Genomic DNA, 17,153 nt, shown 5'->3' with positions numbered 1-17,153 from the left:
GGAGGAGAAGCAATTGGATAAAAACAAAGTATTAATTCCTTTAAATCTACAATATTTTGCTGATGCTACCATGCATGCTCGTGATGCCATTCATGGGGCGCAAGGTGTAGCTTGGGTAACGATAGATGGGAATCGTTTGAAGTTTGCACAGTTAATCAATCTAGAGGCACGATCCGAAAAAACAAAAACGAAAATACCTATCATGGGTCAAGTAGGGAAGGGGAATAAAGCCACTGGTCTAGAATATAGCGGTAGTGCTACATTCCACTTTAATACGTCTATTTTCCGAAAAATGCTGTTGCACTATCAAGAGACTGGCGAGGATACTTACTTTGACATCCAAGTAACTAATGAAGACGGTTCGTCTCAAGTTGGACGACAAACAACCATTTTAGTTGATTGTAATATTGATGGCGGTATAGTTGCGTTATTAGATGCAGATGCAGAGTATTTAGAGGATTCATTTGATTTCACATTTGAACGTTTCGAAATGCCAGAAGAATTTACAACTTTACCAGAAATGCAATAAAAAAGAGTTCACAATATGTGAGCTCTTTTAATTTTAATAAAAAGGATAAGGTGATTATAAATGACAAACTTAACTGCATTCTTTGCACACAATAAAAAGCAAAATGGAAATATTAAGCGAGCTGTTTCTAAAAGTTTTGTGGATGAACAAGGGAAACCTATTGAATGGGAGTTTGCGCCAGTTTCACCAGAGCGTGATGCTGAATTGAAATCAGATTCTACTAAGCGCTCCATGATCATGCAAGGTAAGCGAAAAGGGCAATATAACACAGACTTTGACCACTTTAAATATCAACGTTTATTAACAGTTGAATCTATTGTATTTCCAAATCTAAACGATAAAGAGTTACAAGATTCTTATAAAGCAATGGGTGCAGATGCACTACTTGGTAAGATGCTGACAATCGGAGAAATTGCAGATGCATCAGCTGCGGCACAAGAAGCCAACGGTTATGAAGCCGATTTGGAGGATATGGTTGAAGAAGTAAAAAACTAATTGAGGACGGTGATGGTGACGCTAATATCATGCATTGGTGGGTCCATAAAATGCGTCGCTTACCGTCAGAATATATGTCTCTATCGCTAGCAGATAAGGCTTGTATTATTGCTTCGCTACAGATCAAGATTGAAGAAGATAAAAAGCAAGAGCGTGAAGCAAAACGAGGTTCCAGAAAAGGAAAGAAGCGATAAGTAAATTTCTTGAACATGTCTAATTGGCATGTATAGAAACAAAATAATAGTTGTGATAATTTTATAGGTGCTGTAACATAAAGGTAATTACATTACTTTTTAAATGTGGAAGCACCACAAGACTACCGAGTGATCGGGGTTTTGTGGTGCTTTTTGTTTCAAAAAAATATAATTGACTAGTTAAGTTAATGTATGTTAAGGTTGATTTGAATAAATATGATTCTCATAGATATTCACTTACATCGAAACTACATACAAATTAGGGAAAACCCCAAATTTTTAGCTTGACTATCTTGATGGTCTGCTTAAATTTGGGGTTTTTTGTTTTTATAAAGGAGGAAATTATTATGAGCAATGATTTAGGGCTAGTGTGGGGTAATATGTTAAAACAATTAGATGTTAATGATTTGCAGTGGTTAAGTGATAGTGGTGCCTTTGATAAAAGGGACAATAAAGTGGTGCAGGATATGAACGAAATGTTATCGGTACATTTAGAAGAGATGAGAATTGGTGTGAATTGATGGAGATATTAATTGAAGAAACCTTCCTCAATATTGAGGAAGGTTATATTTCTTCACTATCGTCTTCCAATTGTTTCTTTTTCTGTTTCTTTAACATACGAAGGGCAAACTCCATGGTTTCTAATAAAGAATCTTTGTCTTCTTCTGACATTGGTTCGCCATTAAAAGTCAGGTTTTCATCACTTTTAAGTTTGGTTTGAAAAAGCTCTAATTGTTTGCTCATATCATGGGTATCTAAATGTGAATTTGCTTCTTGCATTTGATCCATATAGGATATGGGCTCGTTGGTTCTACCTAAAAGGTAGTCGATTGAAACATCAAAAAGTTGAGCGATGCTACTTAACGTGTCAATAGGAGGCATTTTTGTTCCGTTTTCATATGCTGTGTAAGTAGTTCTTGCAACACCTATTTTATTAGCGATAAATAATTGTGTATATTCAGGCTTTGTTTTTTTGATATTTTCGCGACACTTTTTTAAACGTTGTGCAAGTACATTCATTATATGCACATCCTTATATATTATTTTGCTACTTTTTATTGTATATGTTACCTAAAGGAACTTCTATATTTAACTATTTAATGTTCCTGAAAGTGTCATATTTTTAAAAATAGTATTGACATGTTCCTTCTAGGAACTTATTATTGAATTAACCAATGTTCCTAAAAGGAACTTGGTAGGAGGTGAGGTAATGAGAAGTTGGCTCAAAGAAATCAGGATGTCGCAAGGAATAAAACAGGAAGAAATAGCTGTTTCTGCTGAGATTTCGCGCGGGTATTACGCGAATATTGAACGAGGTGAAAAAACACCCTCAGTAGAAGTAGCGAAAAAAATTGCAGCATTTTTAAAATTTGAGTGGAGTAATTTCTTTTTAGACAAGAATTAAAAATAAAGGAGTGAAAAGATTGTTTGCGCAAAATTTAACTAAACTCAGAAAGGAAAGAAAAATCAGCCAATATAAATTAGCTGAATTAATAGGTTTTTCGAGAGGACGAATAGCTAATTATGAACAAGGGTCACGTGAACCTGATTTCGAAACACTAGATATTTTCGCTGATTTCTTTAATGTTTCATCAGATTGGCTATTAGGTCGAACTAACGAAAGAAATTTTCTATTGGAGGATGATCTTTAATGAATATCAATACAGAGAATTGGCTTGATTATGAAGTTCGTTTCGTGGAAATTGAAGGTGAGTGGTGGGGAATAGCTAAAGATATAGCAGACGCTCTTGGTTATAGCCAAACACAAGCTATGACAAAGCATTTGAAAAAGAAGTATCTCACATCATCCAAATTGGATGATATGAACCAAAAGGTGACATTGATTAGCGAACAAGGAATTTACAAAGCAGTAACTCGTTCACAAAGACCTGAAGCAGAAGCTTTTGAAGATTGGCTGTTTGAAGTAGTAAGAACACTTCGCCAAACGTCCGGTTTGGAAGGCTTTCAAATTTTCCGTATGTTGGACAAGGAACACCAAAAAGAAACAATGACTAAGTTACATCAATCTTTGCTTAAACCAACAAAGGTGAACTTTATAAAAGCTAACACAATCGCAAACAAGGCTGTTTCAAGTCGTCATGGACATCCGAAATCATTAAAGAAAAACCAGATGACACCTGAGATGCTGATTGAACGTGAGCCAATCCTAACAGATACAGTTGATCTAATGATAGCAAAAGAAAAATTCCAACTTGATTTGTCAGTCAGCAAGAAAGTGTATGAGAAATATGTACAATAAAAAAATCATGTTTTAAGCTGCAACTTAAAACATGACATAACTTTGAGCGACATCCACTCAAAAAACTAACTAGCTTAATTATACTCTAAAAGAGTAACTTTTAAAAGTGGATGTCCTCGAATTAGGAGGGCAAGGGCATGAATGAAAAAGAAAAAAGGTTACTAATGTTAATAAAAGATTTCTCGGAATGTATTGGGGTATCACCGCCAAAAACAACTGACGTTGGATATTGGTGGCAAGAGGCAGTAGAAAAAATGAGTGACTTTCAGTTATTAGACCTTAAAAACTATGGTCTCTTATCTAAAAGCAATCAGCCTTATCTTAAACGAATGAACCAGTTATTAATTAAACAAATTGAAAAAAGACAACTTTTAAGCACTCTCGTATGAGGGTGTTTTTTCAATGGAAGGAGTGATGTTTATGTAAAATGTATAGTGAAATCCCTTCATATTATGTATATTAATGGTATGGAGGGCATTTATGATTATGAAAACAATATTTCGTCTCATATCTACAATCTTGTGGTTTGTTGTGTTAATTGTTACTTCCGCAGGAGTTGCGATTGTAATACAAAATCAATTTAATATAGCAACAATAATAATCTTCTTGGTAATTATCAATATCCTAATAGGTCTTGCTCTTACATTGTGGAATAAATCAAATAAGTTTAATAATGCTCAACAAATTCAAATAGAGAACGCTGATGAATGTATATTTAATGACGTTGATGTTAATTACTCAATTCAAACTACAAATATGAGTACAAAAGAAGTACCACAAGAAATCTTGAGAGACATGAGAACGCACTACTCAAGTGTTCAATTAGAAAATGACATGAGAATTTTACAGGAATCTATTGATCTTATGAGAAACACAAAAAATATCGAAACGTTCTTAAGTCGTTCAGATTTAGCTCAACGAACATCTCTAACAATAGAGCAAGCAATAATAGCTGGAATCCGCGTTAAAGAAAAATTCCCTTTATCAAAGGATATTTTAAATCTAAAAATAGAATTATTACCTAAATTACTTGATGAATCATATTTGAAAATCCAACATGATGCTTCAAAACTAAAAACAGATAAAGGAAAACTAGGCAGATACCAAAAATATTTAGAACTACTAGAAAAACAAGAATACGAGCTCGATACTAGTGAGAATTATGAAGACATTATTCATGATATTAAACAAGAAATAAACCGACTTTCTCATTCAAACAAATAGATCATAGTAAAAATATGTGTATTTATGTATATTTGTGTAGGAGGTGGGTACTGATGATAGCACTCATAATTATTTTGTTGGTAATTATGTTTTTATTCGCATTAATAAAAGTTGGAATGTCAAAATCAACAGAATGTCATAAATGCAGTAAGAAATTTAAAATGCTTGGGAATAAAGTGAAATGTCCATTCTGTCATACTAAGTATTATAAACAACCTGATGGAACATATATCACAAAAGAGTAGCACTCAATTATGAGTGCTTTTTCTTATGCCTGAAAAGAGGTGTAGTTATGGCTACAATACGTACAGCAATTCAAATTGAAGATCGTTTAAGCCAACCCATTCGAGCTATGCATAATGCTATTTCAATGATGGTTAACCAAATGGAGCATATGAATGTAGCTTCTGGCGATATGTTCGATAGTTCTTCTATTGAGTTGATGCGAAGAAATTTAGCTAATGCAGCTAACTCAATGAATCAGATTGAACAAGAAATTCATGCAGCTAATAATGCGCAAGGTGGGCTAAACAATCGTATACGTGATGGTACAGATGCGATGAATGGTTTACTTAGTAAAGTAGTTGCTTTGATAGGCGCTTATTTGTCCCTACAGGGTTTAGGTAAAGTAATAAAGATTTCTGATGAATTAACCAATACTAAGGCCCGTGTACAATTACTAGTAGAAGAAATGCCAGTAATACCTGATCAATTAGCTAAAGTTGATTTCGGTCTCGGAGATATGAGCGATATAGAACTTGCGCAACAACTTATACACGATGCCGCACAACGATCATTTTCTTCATTTAAGGATACTGCTGACATGGTTTCAAGAATTGGTACTAATGCTCGTGATTCATTCGGTAGCATGGGTGAAGTAGTAGCATTTACAGAGCTTGTACAAAAGCAATTTGGTATTGCTGGAGCAAGTGCTGTTGAAGCAAGTAATGCAACAATACAGTTATCACAAGCATTAGCTAGTGGTGTGCTACGTGGTGATGAATTGAACTCGATCTTCGAACAAGCACCAAATCTAATTCGAACAATTGCTGATTATATGGGGGAACCTATAGGGGCGATTCGTGATTTAGCATCTGACGGAATGATTACATCCGACATTATAAAAAATGCAATGTTTGCAGCCACTGATGAAATCAATAAAAAGTTTGACAGTATGCCAGTAACTTGGTCACAAATGTGGACGTATTTTCAAAATGAAGCCTTGCGTGCATTTGGCCCAGTGTTACAAAAAATAAATGAGGTTGCAAATAGTGAGAGATTTAAAGAATTTGTTTCTAGTGCAACACAGGCTTTATATTTAATAGCTGGAGTTATAGGTATTGTGTTGAATGCAATTGCTTCAACAGGAGCCTTTATTTATGATAATTGGCAATGGGTTGCTCCTATTATCTTTGGAGTAGGAAGTGCATTACTTATTCTTGCAAGTTATATAATTTTAGTTCGAACAGCCATTTTGTTAAAAACAGCAGCTGTTTGGGCTTGGAATGCTGCGCTTGCTGCTAATCCAGTTGTATGGGTAGTAATAGCTATTATTGCTTTAATAGCGATAATTTACTTAGCTGTTGCTGCAATAAATCATTTTACAGGGTCATCTATCAGCGCAACAGGAATTATTGCTGGAGCATTTATGGTCCTTGGGTCCGCAATTTTCAATGTGATAGCTTATTTGTGGAATATGTGGGCTTCCTATGTGGAATTTTTTGTAAATGTTTGGAAAAATCCGATGTATTCAGTTAAAAGGTTGTTTTACAATCTAGCATCAAATGTTCTAGATTCGATTATTTCGATGACAAATGGTTGGGATAGTTTTGCGACTAATTTTGTAAATGTAATGGTCGATGCGGTGAATGGTGCTATCAGAGCTTGGAACTGGCTTGTTGATTTATTGCCATCTGATATTGCTGCAAAAATTGGTATTGGAAAAGGTAGCGAAATCGCTCATACAACGTCTATTACAAGTGATTTAAAAGGTCTCAAAGGCGCATTAGGAGATTGGGTTGGTGAAGCCCCTGCTGATTACTGGGAAGCTCCTAAAATGGAGATGAAATCTTTAGGTGATGCTTGGGACACAGGTTACAATTGGGGTGCCAATTTGTTTAATTCGAAAGAAGAACAAGGTGGCAATACCGATGCGCTTATGAAGTCGATTAACGATGCTCTTGGATTAGGTGACAAGTTGGACAAAGGTAACGAGGCAGGTAAGAAAACAGCCGATAACACGAAAAAAGCAGCTGATGGTATTAAAATGATGAATGAGGATTTAAAATATCTTCGTGATATTGCCGAGCGTGAAGCCATTAACCGATACACAACAGCAGAGATTAAAGTGGATATGAAGAATGAAAATCATATCAACAGTGAGTTAGATATTGATGGCGTTATCGATAAATTCGGAGAACGAGTAGAAGAAGTTGCCGAAATGCTAGCCGAAGGAGGGCCAACAGAAGATGTATAACTTTTTTGTAGATGGTGTACAGTTTCCTGTTGCCCCTGCTGAATTGTCTACGAAGATTAATGGTAGAAACGAAACGATTGTTCTAATGAACGAAGGCGAAGTCAACATAATAAAGAAAACTGGACTAACGGATATTGAGTTTGAGGTATTACTCCCAAACGTCAAATATCCGTTTTCTGTTTATCCGAATGGTTTTCAGCCAGCTACCTACTACCTAGAAAAACTAGAAAAGCTGAAAGTTGATGACAAGCCCTTTCAATTTATCGTAAACCGTATGATGCCTAACGGTAACTTGCTTTTTGACACCAACATGACCGTTTCAATTGAAGAATACGAGATTTTAGAATCTGCCGAAAATGGCTTTGATGTCAATGTACGAATCAAATTAAAACAGTATAAAGCTTATGGCAATAAAAAGATCAATTTGAAAGCTGCTACAAAAGCTAGTAGTTCAACAAGTGCTGCTAAGACTGCTACTAAAGCTGTCGTAGAGCAAAAACGGCCAACAACTGGGAAGGAAACGCCAAAAACTCATACCGTAAAAGATGGAGAAACACTATGGGCCATTGCCAAGAAGTATTTAGGTGATGGCTCGAAGTATACCGAGCTAGCAAAAATCAATAACATCAGTAATCCAAGCGTCATTAAAGCAGGGCAGGTGATCAAACTTGGCTAAATCAAAACTATATATCATGAGTAGAGGGCAACTATACGAATGTGCTGTAGAGGAAGGGATTGAGTGGGAAACACATCGAAAAGGTACACCAGGTAAGTTGACATTCAAAGTAGTTAAGGATGAAGTACTTAACTTCCATGAAGGTGACGCAGTACGCTTTGAATATGACGGTCATAAAATATTTTACGGTTTTGTCTTTACCAAGAAACGAACAAATAACAGGGTTATCACTGTTACCTGCTATGATCAGCTGCGCTACTTTAAAAATAAAGACACTTATGTATATTCCAAAAAAACGGCTGCTCAAGTACTTCAAATGATTGCGAAAGATTTTAGATTAAAGACAGGTACTGTAGATAATACCAAACATGTCATACCGTCTATGGTGGAAGATAATCAAGAACTGTTCACGATCATGGCTAACGCGCTAGCTGAAACGACTCTACACACTAAAAGTTTATATGTGCTCTATGATGATTTTGGAGCATTGAATTTACGTGAAGCTAGGACGCTTAAAACCGATTTACTGATTGATGAAAGCACAGGGGAATCGTTTGAATACACGACATCCATTGACGAAAATACGTACAACAAAATCAAGCTAATACGTGAAGATAAGAAAAAGGGTAAAAGGGAAATCTATATTGCTCAAGATAGCAGCAAAATCAACGAATGGGGCGTATTGCAACTAACTGAAAAATTAGGTGAAAAAGATAATGCTAAAGCAAAAGCTGATGGTATGTTACAGCTTTACAACCGCAAATCCCGTAAGCTACACATAAATAAAGTGTTTGGTGTTCCAACTGTACGAGGTGGCAGTCAAGTGGCTGTCCAGTTGTATGTTGGTGATTTGACTGTAGCTAATTTTATGATGGTTGAATCGGTGAAACATATTTTCAAAGAGAGTGATCACAGAATGGATTTGAAGTTAATAGGCGGTGATTTCATTGCGTAGTATGGAGGATATATTAAAAGAAATCCAGAAGCTAGTTTTGGGTGTTATAAATGCCCAAAAACTCTCTACAGTTGTATATGGCACTGTATTAAGCGTAAGTCCATTAGAGGTTCAAGTGGACCAAAAACTCACTTTAAAAGAGGAACATCTAAAGCTAACTCGTGCTGTGATGGATCATGAAGTAGAAATGACTGTAGACCATGTAACAGAAAATCGTGCTGGTGGTTCTGGTGATGATGCTTTCGCTTCACATAATCATCAATACAAGGGGCGAAAGAAGTTCCTTATTCATAATGGGTTGATGAAGGGTGACAAGGTGACTATGATTCGTGCTCATGGCGGCCAACAGTACTTAATAATTGATAAAGAGGTGGTTTAATGATTCCTCAAAATAATTTGGATGAAGAGTTAACAGCAGATTTCGAAGAAGTTGTTCAGCCTTCCAGGACTTACAAGTTAGATTTAGTACGGAAACGAATTGTGGGGTACGCTGATGGTCGAGAAGCTATTGAACAGGCTATCTATAAAGCGTTAAGTACAGAGCGCTATGATCATTTAATTTATACTTGGAACTATGGTGCTGAAATCGGAAAGCTATTTGGACAACCTATCCCTTTTGTATACAGTGAACTAAAAAGACTAATAACAGAAGCGTTAACACACGATGATCGAATCGACAGTGTTGATGCTTTTTCTTTTAGTCACATAAAGAATAAAGTGCATGTGCAATTTACAGCTCATACAATAGCAGGCGAAATTGAAATAACAAAAGAGGTGGTGGTTGCCTAATGTTTGAACATCAAAGCTTTGAAGCAATTGTTGAACGTATGTTAGAGCGAATCAGCAATGATGTAGACAAGCGTGAGGGAGCTATTATCTACGATACTGGCGCGATGACAGCGAAAGAGCTGCAAGAAATGTATATAGCGTTAGATAGTATTATTTTAGAGACATTTCCTGAAACAGCTTCTCGTCCAAATCTAATACGTCGTGCTGCAGAATATGGCGTCTATCCTTACGAGGCAACCAATGCCATATTAAAAGGTGTTTTCAGCAAAGATATTTCTATTGGGTCTCGTTTTTCTCTTGGTGAATTAGATTATATAGCCATCCAACGAATTGCTCCAGGTATTTATGAAATGCAATGTGAAACAACAGGTGTTATCGGTAATACACAGTTCGGTGCCTTGATTCCAATTGAATATATTGATGGTTTAGAAACTGCTAATCTTACCGAATTACTCATACCAGGTGAAGATGAAGAACCAACAGAAGATTTTCGTATACGTTTTTTCTTGACTCGAAAACAAATACCGTATGGTGGCAACCGGGACGATTATCTGCAAAAAGTTATGAGTATTCATGGAGTTGGTGGGGTGAAGCCTTATAGAGCACCTGCTGGCGGAGGAACAGTAGGAATAACTATCATTGACTCCGATTTTAATCCACCATCCCCTGCGCTGATTGAGGAGGCACAAACGATCATAGACCCTATTGTGAATAGTGGCGAAGGACTGGGATTAGCACCTTACGGACATCGGGTAACAGTAAGTGGAGTTGAGACTGTTGTTATAGACATTTACTTAAAACTAGTCATTTCTAACGTAACACCTGGACAACTCCAAAATGAAGTAGAAGAGATAATTGATGAATACTTTCTTTCGCTCAAGAAAGAATGGCAAAACGCTAATTTTTTAATCATAAGACAGTTACAAATCGAATCTAGATTACTAGATATTGTCGGAATAAGTGATGTGCTGGAATCAACAATTAATGGTCAAGACAGTAATTTCACTTTAACTCTCAATCAAGTGCCAATTTTAGGGGTGGTGACGTTAGATGCTTGATAATCGAGTCGCACGTAATTTACCAGATATATATGATGGCATTAAAGAAACAGATGAGCTTACAGAAACGATAACTGTTGAATTAGATGACTTAGATGTCGCCCAAAAACGAGTGGAAATCGAACAATTTATCATGACAGCCAGTGAAAAATTCATAAGAATGCGTGAGCGTGGTTATGACATACGTGCTGATCCATCAAGTGAATCATTAGACTTTCGCAGGCGACGCTTGATTGTAAGGCAATCTACAAGACTTCCAATTACACAACGTAAAGTGTGGGAAATCCTAGATAATTTAGTTGGTGTAGGTAATTGGGAAGAGTATTTAAACGTTGGAGATTGTAAAGCAACTTTTGTTTTTGAAGCTACTGATACGTCTGTAGACAAAGAAATCGACTACACACTCGATCGGGTAATACCACTGAATATGGAATTAAAAATAGCACGACGTTTGATCACCAATTTATATGTCCCTAGTTTCATGATGAGTGGTTCGGAAATTACCTTGCACCCAATGAATATTGAAGACGTATTACAACAAACGCGTAGCAACAGCCTCGTAGGCGTCAAAACTGCAACAGAAATAACATTAACACCTATGTAACGAAAGGAGAGGTATCGTGGCTCAATATGGAACAATTATAACGACTATCGGTTTGGCTCAAATAGCAAACGCACAGGTTACACAAAGTAAAGTTGGTCTTGAGTACGTTGCGTTAGGAGATGGGAATGGTGCTCACTACGTTCCAACGCAGAATCAAACAGCTTTGGTGAATGAGGTTTGGCGAGGACTTGTATCAAATGTAACGATTGATTCAAATAATGAGAATCGAATTATTATTGATGCAGTAATACCAGTAACAGCAGGCGGATTTACAATACGAGAAATTGGTGTATTTGACGATCAAAACCAACTTATTGCGGTAGGGCAATATCCTGAAAAATATAAGCCGCAATTGTCTGAAGGTATATCAGAAGAAACATTAATACATTTCGTCATCGAGACTAACAATGCAGATGTGGTGAAATTATCAGTTGATCCAACTATAGTTATCGCAAGTCGGAAATATGTTGACGATAAAATAGCAGAAAATCTATCAGACTTTGAATATCAAACACCGATAATCGTAGGCAATCAATTGAGACTTACAAGGAAATCTGGCACTCATCGATTGTTTATCAAAATTGCTAATGATTTGAGTGGACCACTCACAGTATCACTTAATGGCGGAGCATCATCAAAACCTTTAGTCGATATAGAAGGTCAACCTATCAATTTATTAGAAAAAGGATTTGCCGAGGTGGTGGAAGACACCTCTTTTTTTACATTACGTAGTCGGGGTATTTCCAGCACCGACTTGCAAGCGCTAATAAATATTGTAAACGAAGCCGAAGCCAATGAAAGTGACTTGAAAACACAATTTGCACAGACTGTGAATGGTATTAGTGGCGGTGATATTAACCTGCCAGACGATGCTACATGGACAACTATCTTAGCTGAAATATCAAATATAGATGTAGGAAAGAAGTACGCTAAAGTATCATTGATGTCTAGTTCCAGTACATTGATTTTTAATTTTTTAAATGGTGAAACTTTCCCTAGATATTACATTAAGATAACAGCTTTAGATTTTGAACCTACAACTATAGTAGTGTATAGGCAAGACAAAATAGTAACAACAGTGTTTGTTAAAGAGGCAAAAACTGAAAATGGTGGGTATAAACAAATAACAACAAATGGTGAAAATTACACTATCAGATTAACTGGTAATGCACATGTAAGTATGAACGATATTCAATTACCAGTAACAGGTCCATCCGAACAATACACAGTTTATATATATTCCTAATAAAGGGGGTTACTGTATGCCTTTAGATAACACAGCCAAATTAAGTGACATTATATCAGCCCTACAGGGTATTGAGGGTATTAATGCAAAGGCTGATTTAGCTAGTGTAGTTGGATCACCAGCTACGGCAAATGACACAATGGCTGCTATTAATGCAGTCATTCAGGAAGCTAAAAATGATTTAGCCGCAAAGATGCAGGACGGTTCAAGTGGAGCAGAGCCGTTGCAGTCACTAGTTGATAGGTTGTTTGTGGGAAAGAAGTGGGCGAGTGGGTCAAAAATTAAAGGTAGCTCCAATACTATTACAATTAATGGTTTGAGTTTTAAACCAACATTAATAATAGTTGAAGAAACCGATTCGAATAGAAAATTTGTTTATTCTGCTAACACAAAAACACCATATTATAATGATAGGTGGATTAGCCAAAACCAAACGATAGCAATGTCCAGCCCAGTCGTTGTGTCAAATGATGGTTTTTCGTTTAGTGATGCTGCATTAAACCAATCACTCGTATACTATTGGATTGTTTATGAATAAGAAAGGACTGAAATGAATGCAAATAGGACGAAAAATTTATTATGAAATTGCAACTGGTAATATTTTAGTTGACACAGGAGAAAGACAAGGCGGTGTTAGACCAACTACAGTTGATCAAGATGTAATGGCCTATAAAGAACTGTACAGCCGTGTTAGGGATTCATTTAGTGTAATTGAGTTGCCTTTCGGTGCTTATGCTCAAGATTTCGCTGAGTGCGATGGCTATCGCATTAACATTGAAACAAACCAGCTAGAGTTCAGTTATTCAGGCCCGAACAATCCAGAGGAACCTACTGAGCCAGTTTATCAGAAGCCATTAAGTGAGGAAGTACAGGAATTAAAAGTAGCACAAGCAGCAACGGACTCAACTTTACTTGAATTAATGGAATCAATTTTATTAACATAATAGGGGGAATTTATGATGGCAGTTAACAATTTACTTACAAAACAGTATGCAGTTTGTGTATATGTTCATGGGACAAGAAAATTTGAGACAGTAGTTGCTGATTATCATGAACCAGTAAAGCAGTATGCTGCAGATAATTACACGTTGGAACAAATCGATAATGCTCTAGTCAAAGGTTATGTCACAGAAACTGAGTATCAACAAACGATTGCTTATACACAACCAGTAGAAGAACCAACCGAATAAATGACGATTAAAACGCAGCATAAGCTAGCGTTGTTTTTTATGTGTTTTTTCGCTATGAGAGCAATCGAGATGGGCAACGGTACAAGCTACCAAATTTCGATGCGTCTCATGGCTTTTTATTTTAAATAGGGCAAAGGATTGGTGATGTAATGGATCCAGTAACAACGGTAACAGCAGCAAGTCAGGTAGCAAATTCACAAGTGGTATGGTCAATTCTGTGTATTTGTTTAGTAGTTTATGTTTTTTGGAATTCTGCCAAACGTGAACAAAAACTCATGGAAAATTTAGAAGCGTTAACAGCAGCCCAAGGTGAACAAGCTAACGCAATGCGTGAAATAAGTAAAAGTTTAACTTCACTTGAAGGTCGTATGGACCGTATGGAAAAACACATCTTTTAGGAGGAAATATAAATGAAAATCAACTGGAAAGTACGTTTGAAACACAAGCCGTTCCTAGTGGGAGCATTTTCATTGTTGTTGTTATTAATTCAACAAATCGCAGCCTTATTTGGTTTAGACACAACGATTTATAATGAGCAAGTAACAGATATTTTTAATACTGTGCTTGCTTTATTAGTTCTATTTGGTGTCGTGAGCGATCCAACAACACCAGGAATGAATGATAGTGAAAGAGCTATGGGATACGCTCGAAAGGATGATAGTAATGACTAAAAAGTTCGTAGGATCTAGTGGCCATGGTTTAAAAATTAGAGGTGCCAAGCATTTTATCGATGAAGTAGATGAGGCTAGAAAAGTAACTAATGAGGTTCATAGACTCCTTACTACTGAATACACTGGTGCTGGCTCAGTGTTCCATGACAATACCTCGACTACTCAAAATCAAAATCTACAGACAATCGTGAACTATCATAATGGGCAACAACGTGATTTGGATTGGAGCATCCACTTTAATGCAGCAAGCGTCATCGATGGACCAAGAGGGGTTGAGGTTCTTTATTATGATGAAAAAGATTTGTCAGCTAAGGTTAGCGCTGCTATTTCCAAAGCATCAGGACTTAAAAATCGTGGAGCAAAACAACGTACAGAGTTATATTTCCTAAAAAATACGACTAAGCCTGCTATTCTTCTTGAGATTTGTTTTGTAGATAGCAAAGCTGATGTCGAATTGTACCATAGGAACTTTGCTGCCATTTGCGCTGCCATCGCAGAAGTATTTGCAGCTCATTTAGGTTACACAAAAATACAAACTGAACATACACAGAAAGAGGAGCAAATTACAGGAGCGAAGGTCATGTTCAATGATGTGAAGACCGTTAATGCTCTGATTATTGATGGTAAGATGCATGTTCCAGTTAGAGATGTTGCGGACTTGTTAGGATTAAAGCTCATTTATAATAACGAAAGCAAAACAACCAAATTATACGAAGTAAAATAATCACTAAAAAAGCCCAGGTACTCAATTTTGAGCCTGGGCATTTTTTAATAATAAAGAATTCTATTTTAAAGGGAGTCCAAATCCTAAAAATGAAGCAATAGTCAGAATAGAACCCACAGAGCCTAATAAAGTGTTTAATTTTTCTAGTGGTTTCTTAGCTTTCTCTTTATCCCCACTTTTTAAATGAGTTTGAAGAAGGTCAAAATGTGGTTCGGCTATTTCTCTTTTATCTTCTGAAAGTTTTTTAATTTCTTCATTAATCTGCTTTAGTGCAGTTCCTATATCCTCATCTGTTTTAGCAAACCCTTGGTTTAAAGTACCATTATTTTCAAGGTTAAAGTTACCATTGTTATTTCCAAAAGTAAAACCGCTGTATTTACTAGATTCGTTCATATAAGCATCTCCTGTATTTATTATAATGTTTACATTCCCAACCTTCGATACTTCTTCTAATAAACCTTCTCTCTTTAAAATAGGTATTATTTCTTTTAAACTTAAAGGTTTATTATAAGCTTCTAAACTAACATTAGTTCTCTTGTTAAAGGCTTTTTTTTTGAAAAACTCTCTCTATAACCGTCATCTAATTCAATTATTGGTATTGCATCCAAAGGATCAAAGTTATTTTCAGTTCCACAATACAAGCAAGTAACTTCAGGATCGAAAAAATCATTCTGATTAACTGTTAAAATGCTTCTACAACATTCTTCACAAAGAAATTCGTGTTTAATTTTTAGAGCTTCCTGTTCTTCTAATTCTTTCAGTTTATTTATAACTACACCGAGAGGTAATTCGGTCATTTTCGCAATATAACTTGGGTAAAATTTCTTCACTTGACTAACAGCAATAGTTTCAAGTGCTTCATTAAAAATTTTATTTACTTCCCATGGTTTAATATCACGCATAAATTTCACCCTCTCAGTTAGTTAATTAAAACATTTTTTCTCTAATATAATCTAATACGTGTTCAGACGCAAATACGTTGAATTTAAATGTTTTTGATTTTACACCAATTCGAATCGAATAAACTTGCACAACTCCACTTTCAGCATGCTCAAACAATATAGAACCTTTTTGCTTTGCAAGATAAGGCTCTAAATAATCGTATAAAGGTAGCCCTCTAAGTTCTCGAATACTTCCCAAACCTATCGTTTCAAGACCACTTAAAAGTAGTAAAGTGAATGGGGTAGTTTCTAAAATACCAGTAATATCTTCACTATTTAAATTTTCTTCTAGTATGGTTAATTCGCCATTATTATAATATTCGTCAATGGCAGATAGTATGCTCACAATTGATTGGCCTTGAGTTTCTTCAAAACTCTCTACCAAACCTTCTGGTCTCCCTATAGCATCAATTAATTGACCTTGTAATGCGTCAGCTAATAATTCTAAGTCACCATTGTAACTTTCTAAAAAATCAAACTGTTTAAAGTCATATGTTTCATTCAAAATTGCAGCTAATCCAGATATAACCTTTTTTGCTGATGTAGAACTTGCTCTTACTTCAATTATTCCCTTAACTTCATCAATATAAACTGTAGTAATTTCGTGTTTAATGTATTCTCTTCTGTCAGCTAAATAATAGTCAACGCTTACACCCGCTCTATGAATGAATCGAAGAAGATACTTAGAAGGTCCATCAATTTCGGTAGCAGCAATTATAGATGGTTCATTAGGAATTTCTGTACTATTTGGAGTAATCACCTCTTCAAATGGATTAAAAGGCATGTTTTGGATAATATTTTGTTTAAGCCCAACTAAACCTTCCTCATTTGTAGTACGATACCATGCTAAAGAAATTGCCCCCGCAAAGATGTTTTTGTATATCTTTTCAAGTGTACTTCCCTCAATTTGACCAAATGAAGACCATACTCTATTTGTTAATTCATTGACATTTCCCGTTGATTCTAATGTCAGATCATTACATATATCCTTTAAAATGCTTTTACTTAATCTATTCAGGTCTTGAGGAAAAATTAATGACTTCAAAGTATTCATAGTAAACCTCCGGTAATATTTAGTTTCTATGAAATTATATCCCAAAAACTATACAAATAGTATGATA

The 17,153-nt window shown here is 35.8% G+C and carries 27 protein-coding genes; 23 read left to right on the top strand and 4 right to left on the bottom strand.

The genetic code is table 11. The features are described 5' to 3' along the window. The first annotated feature begins 13 nt into the window (after window positions 1-13). From MHB65_RS22135 to MHB65_RS22120, 4 genes are all read left to right on the top strand, one after another. Window positions 14-529, top strand: a complete 516-nt coding sequence (locus tag MHB65_RS22135) for a phage tail tube protein (RefSeq protein ID WP_342441746.1) — start codon at window positions 14-16, stop codon at window positions 527-529. Window positions 530-589: 60 nt separating this feature from the next. Then, the gene (locus MHB65_RS22130; RefSeq protein WP_342441745.1) at window positions 590-1,024 is read left to right on the top strand and encodes a hypothetical protein; all 435 of its coding nucleotides are present in this window, start codon (window positions 590-592) and stop codon (window positions 1,022-1,024) included. Between the two features lie 29 nt (window positions 1,025-1,053). Next, complete coding sequence (locus tag MHB65_RS22125; protein WP_342441744.1) at window positions 1,054-1,218, top strand: hypothetical protein; 165 nt, start codon at window positions 1,054-1,056, stop codon at window positions 1,216-1,218. Window positions 1,219-1,565: 347 nt separating this feature from the next. Then, window positions 1,566-1,739 (top strand): hypothetical protein, encoded by a 174-nt coding sequence (locus MHB65_RS22120; RefSeq protein WP_342441743.1) that lies wholly within the window; start codon window positions 1,566-1,568, stop codon window positions 1,737-1,739. 43 nt (window positions 1,740-1,782) lie between these two features. Here the strand turns inward: MHB65_RS22120 and MHB65_RS22115 are convergent, their stop codons facing one another. Continuing rightward, the gene (locus tag MHB65_RS22115; RefSeq protein ID WP_342441742.1) at window positions 1,783-2,238 is read right to left on the bottom strand and encodes a helix-turn-helix transcriptional regulator; all 456 of its coding nucleotides are present in this window, start codon (window positions 2,236-2,238) and stop codon (window positions 1,783-1,785) included. 190 nt (window positions 2,239-2,428) lie between these two features. Here MHB65_RS22115 and MHB65_RS22110 point away from each other — a divergent pair, with 190 nt between their 5' ends. The 19 genes from MHB65_RS22110 to MHB65_RS22020 all read left to right on the top strand — a co-directional run bounded on the left by MHB65_RS22110 (window position 2,429) and on the right by MHB65_RS22020 (window position 15,091). Then, complete coding sequence (locus MHB65_RS22110) at window positions 2,429-2,623, top strand: helix-turn-helix transcriptional regulator (RefSeq protein ID WP_342441741.1); 195 nt, start codon at window positions 2,429-2,431, stop codon at window positions 2,621-2,623. A gap of 19 nt (window positions 2,624-2,642) precedes the next feature. Next, window positions 2,643-2,870, top strand: a complete 228-nt coding sequence (locus MHB65_RS22105; protein ID WP_342441740.1) for a helix-turn-helix transcriptional regulator — start codon at window positions 2,643-2,645, stop codon at window positions 2,868-2,870. Beyond that, the gene (locus tag MHB65_RS22100) at window positions 2,870-3,478 is read left to right on the top strand and encodes a BRO family protein (RefSeq protein WP_342441739.1); all 609 of its coding nucleotides are present in this window, start codon (window positions 2,870-2,872) and stop codon (window positions 3,476-3,478) included. The genes MHB65_RS22105 and MHB65_RS22100 overlap by 1 nt, the downstream gene beginning before the upstream one ends. Before the next feature lie 137 nt (window positions 3,479-3,615). Beyond that, the gene (locus MHB65_RS22095) at window positions 3,616-3,867 is read left to right on the top strand and encodes a hypothetical protein (RefSeq protein WP_342441738.1); all 252 of its coding nucleotides are present in this window, start codon (window positions 3,616-3,618) and stop codon (window positions 3,865-3,867) included. 91 nt (window positions 3,868-3,958) lie between these two features. Beyond that, the gene (locus MHB65_RS22090) at window positions 3,959-4,702 is read left to right on the top strand and encodes a hypothetical protein (RefSeq protein ID WP_342441737.1); all 744 of its coding nucleotides are present in this window, start codon (window positions 3,959-3,961) and stop codon (window positions 4,700-4,702) included. A 292-nt stretch (window positions 4,703-4,994) separates the two neighbouring features. Continuing rightward, complete coding sequence (locus tag MHB65_RS22085; protein WP_342441736.1) at window positions 4,995-7,178, top strand: tape measure protein; 2,184 nt, start codon at window positions 4,995-4,997, stop codon at window positions 7,176-7,178. Further along, on the top strand, window positions 7,171-7,854 hold the full coding sequence (locus MHB65_RS22080) for a LysM peptidoglycan-binding domain-containing protein (RefSeq protein ID WP_342441735.1): 684 nt from the start codon (window positions 7,171-7,173) through the stop codon (window positions 7,852-7,854). The genes MHB65_RS22085 and MHB65_RS22080 overlap by 8 nt, the downstream gene beginning before the upstream one ends. After that, window positions 7,847-8,809, top strand: coding sequence for a hydrolase (locus MHB65_RS22075; RefSeq protein WP_313871768.1), 963 nt, complete (start codon window positions 7,847-7,849; stop codon window positions 8,807-8,809). Before MHB65_RS22080 ends, MHB65_RS22075 begins: the two co-directional genes overlap by 8 nt. Window position 8,810: 1 nt before the next feature. Further along, window positions 8,811-9,188, top strand: coding sequence for a DUF2577 domain-containing protein (locus tag MHB65_RS22070; RefSeq protein WP_342443778.1), 378 nt, complete (start codon window positions 8,811-8,813; stop codon window positions 9,186-9,188). Further along, window positions 9,188-9,598, top strand: coding sequence for a DUF2634 domain-containing protein (locus MHB65_RS22065; RefSeq protein WP_342441734.1), 411 nt, complete (start codon window positions 9,188-9,190; stop codon window positions 9,596-9,598). Before MHB65_RS22070 ends, MHB65_RS22065 begins: the two co-directional genes overlap by 1 nt. Further along, the gene (locus tag MHB65_RS22060; protein ID WP_342441733.1) at window positions 9,598-10,656 is read left to right on the top strand and encodes a baseplate J/gp47 family protein; all 1,059 of its coding nucleotides are present in this window, start codon (window positions 9,598-9,600) and stop codon (window positions 10,654-10,656) included. The genes MHB65_RS22065 and MHB65_RS22060 overlap by 1 nt, the downstream gene beginning before the upstream one ends. Beyond that, window positions 10,649-11,260 (top strand): putative phage tail protein, encoded by a 612-nt coding sequence (locus MHB65_RS22055; protein WP_342441732.1) that lies wholly within the window; start codon window positions 10,649-10,651, stop codon window positions 11,258-11,260. The genes MHB65_RS22060 and MHB65_RS22055 overlap by 8 nt, the downstream gene beginning before the upstream one ends. Window positions 11,261-11,276: 16 nt before the next feature. Continuing rightward, window positions 11,277-12,506 carry a phage tail protein gene (locus tag MHB65_RS22050; RefSeq protein WP_342441731.1) on the top strand — a complete coding sequence of 410 codons (1,230 nt, stop codon included), beginning with the start codon at window positions 11,277-11,279 and terminating at the stop codon, window positions 12,504-12,506. A 16-nt stretch (window positions 12,507-12,522) separates the two neighbouring features. Then, window positions 12,523-13,044: a hypothetical protein gene (locus tag MHB65_RS22045; RefSeq protein ID WP_342441730.1), complete on the top strand. Its 522-nt coding sequence runs from the start codon at window positions 12,523-12,525 to the stop codon at window positions 13,042-13,044. Window positions 13,045-13,060: 16 nt separating this feature from the next. Then, entirely contained in the window at window positions 13,061-13,450 is a 390-nt protein-coding gene (locus tag MHB65_RS22040; RefSeq protein ID WP_342441729.1) for a hypothetical protein, read from the top strand. Between the two features lie 12 nt (window positions 13,451-13,462). Beyond that, on the top strand, window positions 13,463-13,696 hold the full coding sequence (locus MHB65_RS22035; RefSeq protein ID WP_342441728.1) for a hypothetical protein: 234 nt from the start codon (window positions 13,463-13,465) through the stop codon (window positions 13,694-13,696). A gap of 149 nt (window positions 13,697-13,845) precedes the next feature. Further along, window positions 13,846-14,094 (top strand): BhlA/UviB family holin-like peptide, encoded by a 249-nt coding sequence (locus MHB65_RS22030; RefSeq protein ID WP_342441224.1) that lies wholly within the window; start codon window positions 13,846-13,848, stop codon window positions 14,092-14,094. 12 nt (window positions 14,095-14,106) lie between these two features. Beyond that, the gene (locus MHB65_RS22025; protein WP_342441727.1) at window positions 14,107-14,367 is read left to right on the top strand and encodes a phage holin; all 261 of its coding nucleotides are present in this window, start codon (window positions 14,107-14,109) and stop codon (window positions 14,365-14,367) included. Continuing rightward, a complete protein-coding gene (locus MHB65_RS22020; protein WP_342441222.1) occupies window positions 14,360-15,091 on the top strand; it encodes an N-acetylmuramoyl-L-alanine amidase in 732 nt (243 codons plus the stop codon). The genes MHB65_RS22025 and MHB65_RS22020 overlap by 8 nt, the downstream gene beginning before the upstream one ends. Before the next feature lie 60 nt (window positions 15,092-15,151). On the opposite strand, the gene MHB65_RS22015 is transcribed toward MHB65_RS22020, so the two are convergent. From MHB65_RS22015 to MHB65_RS22005, 3 genes are all read right to left on the bottom strand, one after another. After that, window positions 15,152-15,484, bottom strand: coding sequence for a hypothetical protein (locus MHB65_RS22015; RefSeq protein WP_342441221.1), 333 nt, complete (start codon window positions 15,482-15,484; stop codon window positions 15,152-15,154). Window positions 15,485-15,606: 122 nt separating this feature from the next. Next, on the bottom strand, window positions 15,607-15,993 hold the full coding sequence (locus tag MHB65_RS22010; RefSeq protein ID WP_342441220.1) for a hypothetical protein: 387 nt from the start codon (window positions 15,991-15,993) through the stop codon (window positions 15,607-15,609). A gap of 25 nt (window positions 15,994-16,018) precedes the next feature. Continuing rightward, window positions 16,019-17,086: a hypothetical protein gene (locus MHB65_RS22005; protein ID WP_342441219.1), complete on the bottom strand. Its 1,068-nt coding sequence runs from the start codon at window positions 17,084-17,086 to the stop codon at window positions 16,019-16,021. Between the last annotated feature and the right edge of the window lie 67 nt (window positions 17,087-17,153).

It is taken from the genome of Lysinibacillus sp. FSL K6-0075 (assembly GCF_038592945.1).
GTDB classification, from domain to species: domain Bacteria; phylum Bacillota; class Bacilli; order Bacillales_A; family Planococcaceae; genus Lysinibacillus; species Lysinibacillus fusiformis_F.
This window is presented reverse-complemented; position numbering and strand designations above follow the sequence as displayed.

What these genes read in the sequence shown, in the direction of transcription:
- MHB65_RS22085 (WP_342441736.1), top strand. Translation starts at nt 4,995, where the DNA reads ATGGCTACAATACGTACAGCAATTCAAATTGAAGATCGTTTAAGCCAA.
- MHB65_RS22100 (WP_342441739.1), top strand. Translation starts at nt 2,870, where the DNA reads ATGAATATCAATACAGAGAATTGGCTTGATTATGAAGTTCGTTTCGTG.
- MHB65_RS22080 (WP_342441735.1), top strand. Translation starts at nt 7,171, where the DNA reads ATGTATAACTTTTTTGTAGATGGTGTACAGTTTCCTGTTGCCCCTGCT.
- MHB65_RS22040 (WP_342441729.1), top strand. Translation starts at nt 13,061, where the DNA reads ATGCAAATAGGACGAAAAATTTATTATGAAATTGCAACTGGTAATATT.
- MHB65_RS22070 (WP_342443778.1), top strand. Translation starts at nt 8,811, where the DNA reads ATGGAGGATATATTAAAAGAAATCCAGAAGCTAGTTTTGGGTGTTATA.
- MHB65_RS22055 (WP_342441732.1), top strand. Translation starts at nt 10,649, where the DNA reads ATGCTTGATAATCGAGTCGCACGTAATTTACCAGATATATATGATGGC.
- MHB65_RS22025 (WP_342441727.1), top strand. Translation starts at nt 14,107, where the DNA reads ATGAAAATCAACTGGAAAGTACGTTTGAAACACAAGCCGTTCCTAGTG.
- MHB65_RS22060 (WP_342441733.1), top strand. Translation starts at nt 9,598, where the DNA reads ATGTTTGAACATCAAAGCTTTGAAGCAATTGTTGAACGTATGTTAGAG.
- MHB65_RS22030 (WP_342441224.1), top strand. Translation starts at nt 13,846, where the DNA reads ATGGATCCAGTAACAACGGTAACAGCAGCAAGTCAGGTAGCAAATTCA.
- MHB65_RS22035 (WP_342441728.1), top strand. Translation starts at nt 13,463, where the DNA reads ATGATGGCAGTTAACAATTTACTTACAAAACAGTATGCAGTTTGTGTA.
- MHB65_RS22095 (WP_342441738.1), top strand. Translation starts at nt 3,616, where the DNA reads ATGAATGAAAAAGAAAAAAGGTTACTAATGTTAATAAAAGATTTCTCG.
- MHB65_RS22125 (WP_342441744.1), top strand. Translation starts at nt 1,054, where the DNA reads ATGCATTGGTGGGTCCATAAAATGCGTCGCTTACCGTCAGAATATATG.
- MHB65_RS22090 (WP_342441737.1), top strand. Translation starts at nt 3,959, where the DNA reads ATGATTATGAAAACAATATTTCGTCTCATATCTACAATCTTGTGGTTT.
- MHB65_RS22110 (WP_342441741.1), top strand. Translation starts at nt 2,429, where the DNA reads ATGAGAAGTTGGCTCAAAGAAATCAGGATGTCGCAAGGAATAAAACAG.
- MHB65_RS22045 (WP_342441730.1), top strand. Translation starts at nt 12,523, where the DNA reads ATGCCTTTAGATAACACAGCCAAATTAAGTGACATTATATCAGCCCTA.
- MHB65_RS22120 (WP_342441743.1), top strand. Translation starts at nt 1,566, where the DNA reads ATGAGCAATGATTTAGGGCTAGTGTGGGGTAATATGTTAAAACAATTA.
- MHB65_RS22130 (WP_342441745.1), top strand. Translation starts at nt 590, where the DNA reads ATGACAAACTTAACTGCATTCTTTGCACACAATAAAAAGCAAAATGGA.
- MHB65_RS22005 (WP_342441219.1), bottom strand. Translation starts at nt 17,086, where the DNA reads ATGAATACTTTGAAGTCATTAATTTTTCCTCAAGACCTGAATAGATTA.
- MHB65_RS22115 (WP_342441742.1), bottom strand. Translation starts at nt 2,238, where the DNA reads ATGAATGTACTTGCACAACGTTTAAAAAAGTGTCGCGAAAATATCAAA.
- MHB65_RS22065 (WP_342441734.1), top strand. Translation starts at nt 9,188, where the DNA reads ATGATTCCTCAAAATAATTTGGATGAAGAGTTAACAGCAGATTTCGAA.
- MHB65_RS22015 (WP_342441221.1), bottom strand. Translation starts at nt 15,484, where the DNA reads ATGAACGAATCTAGTAAATACAGCGGTTTTACTTTTGGAAATAACAAT.
- MHB65_RS22020 (WP_342441222.1), top strand. Translation starts at nt 14,360, where the DNA reads ATGACTAAAAAGTTCGTAGGATCTAGTGGCCATGGTTTAAAAATTAGA.
- MHB65_RS22010 (WP_342441220.1), bottom strand. Translation starts at nt 15,993, where the DNA reads ATGCGTGATATTAAACCATGGGAAGTAAATAAAATTTTTAATGAAGCA.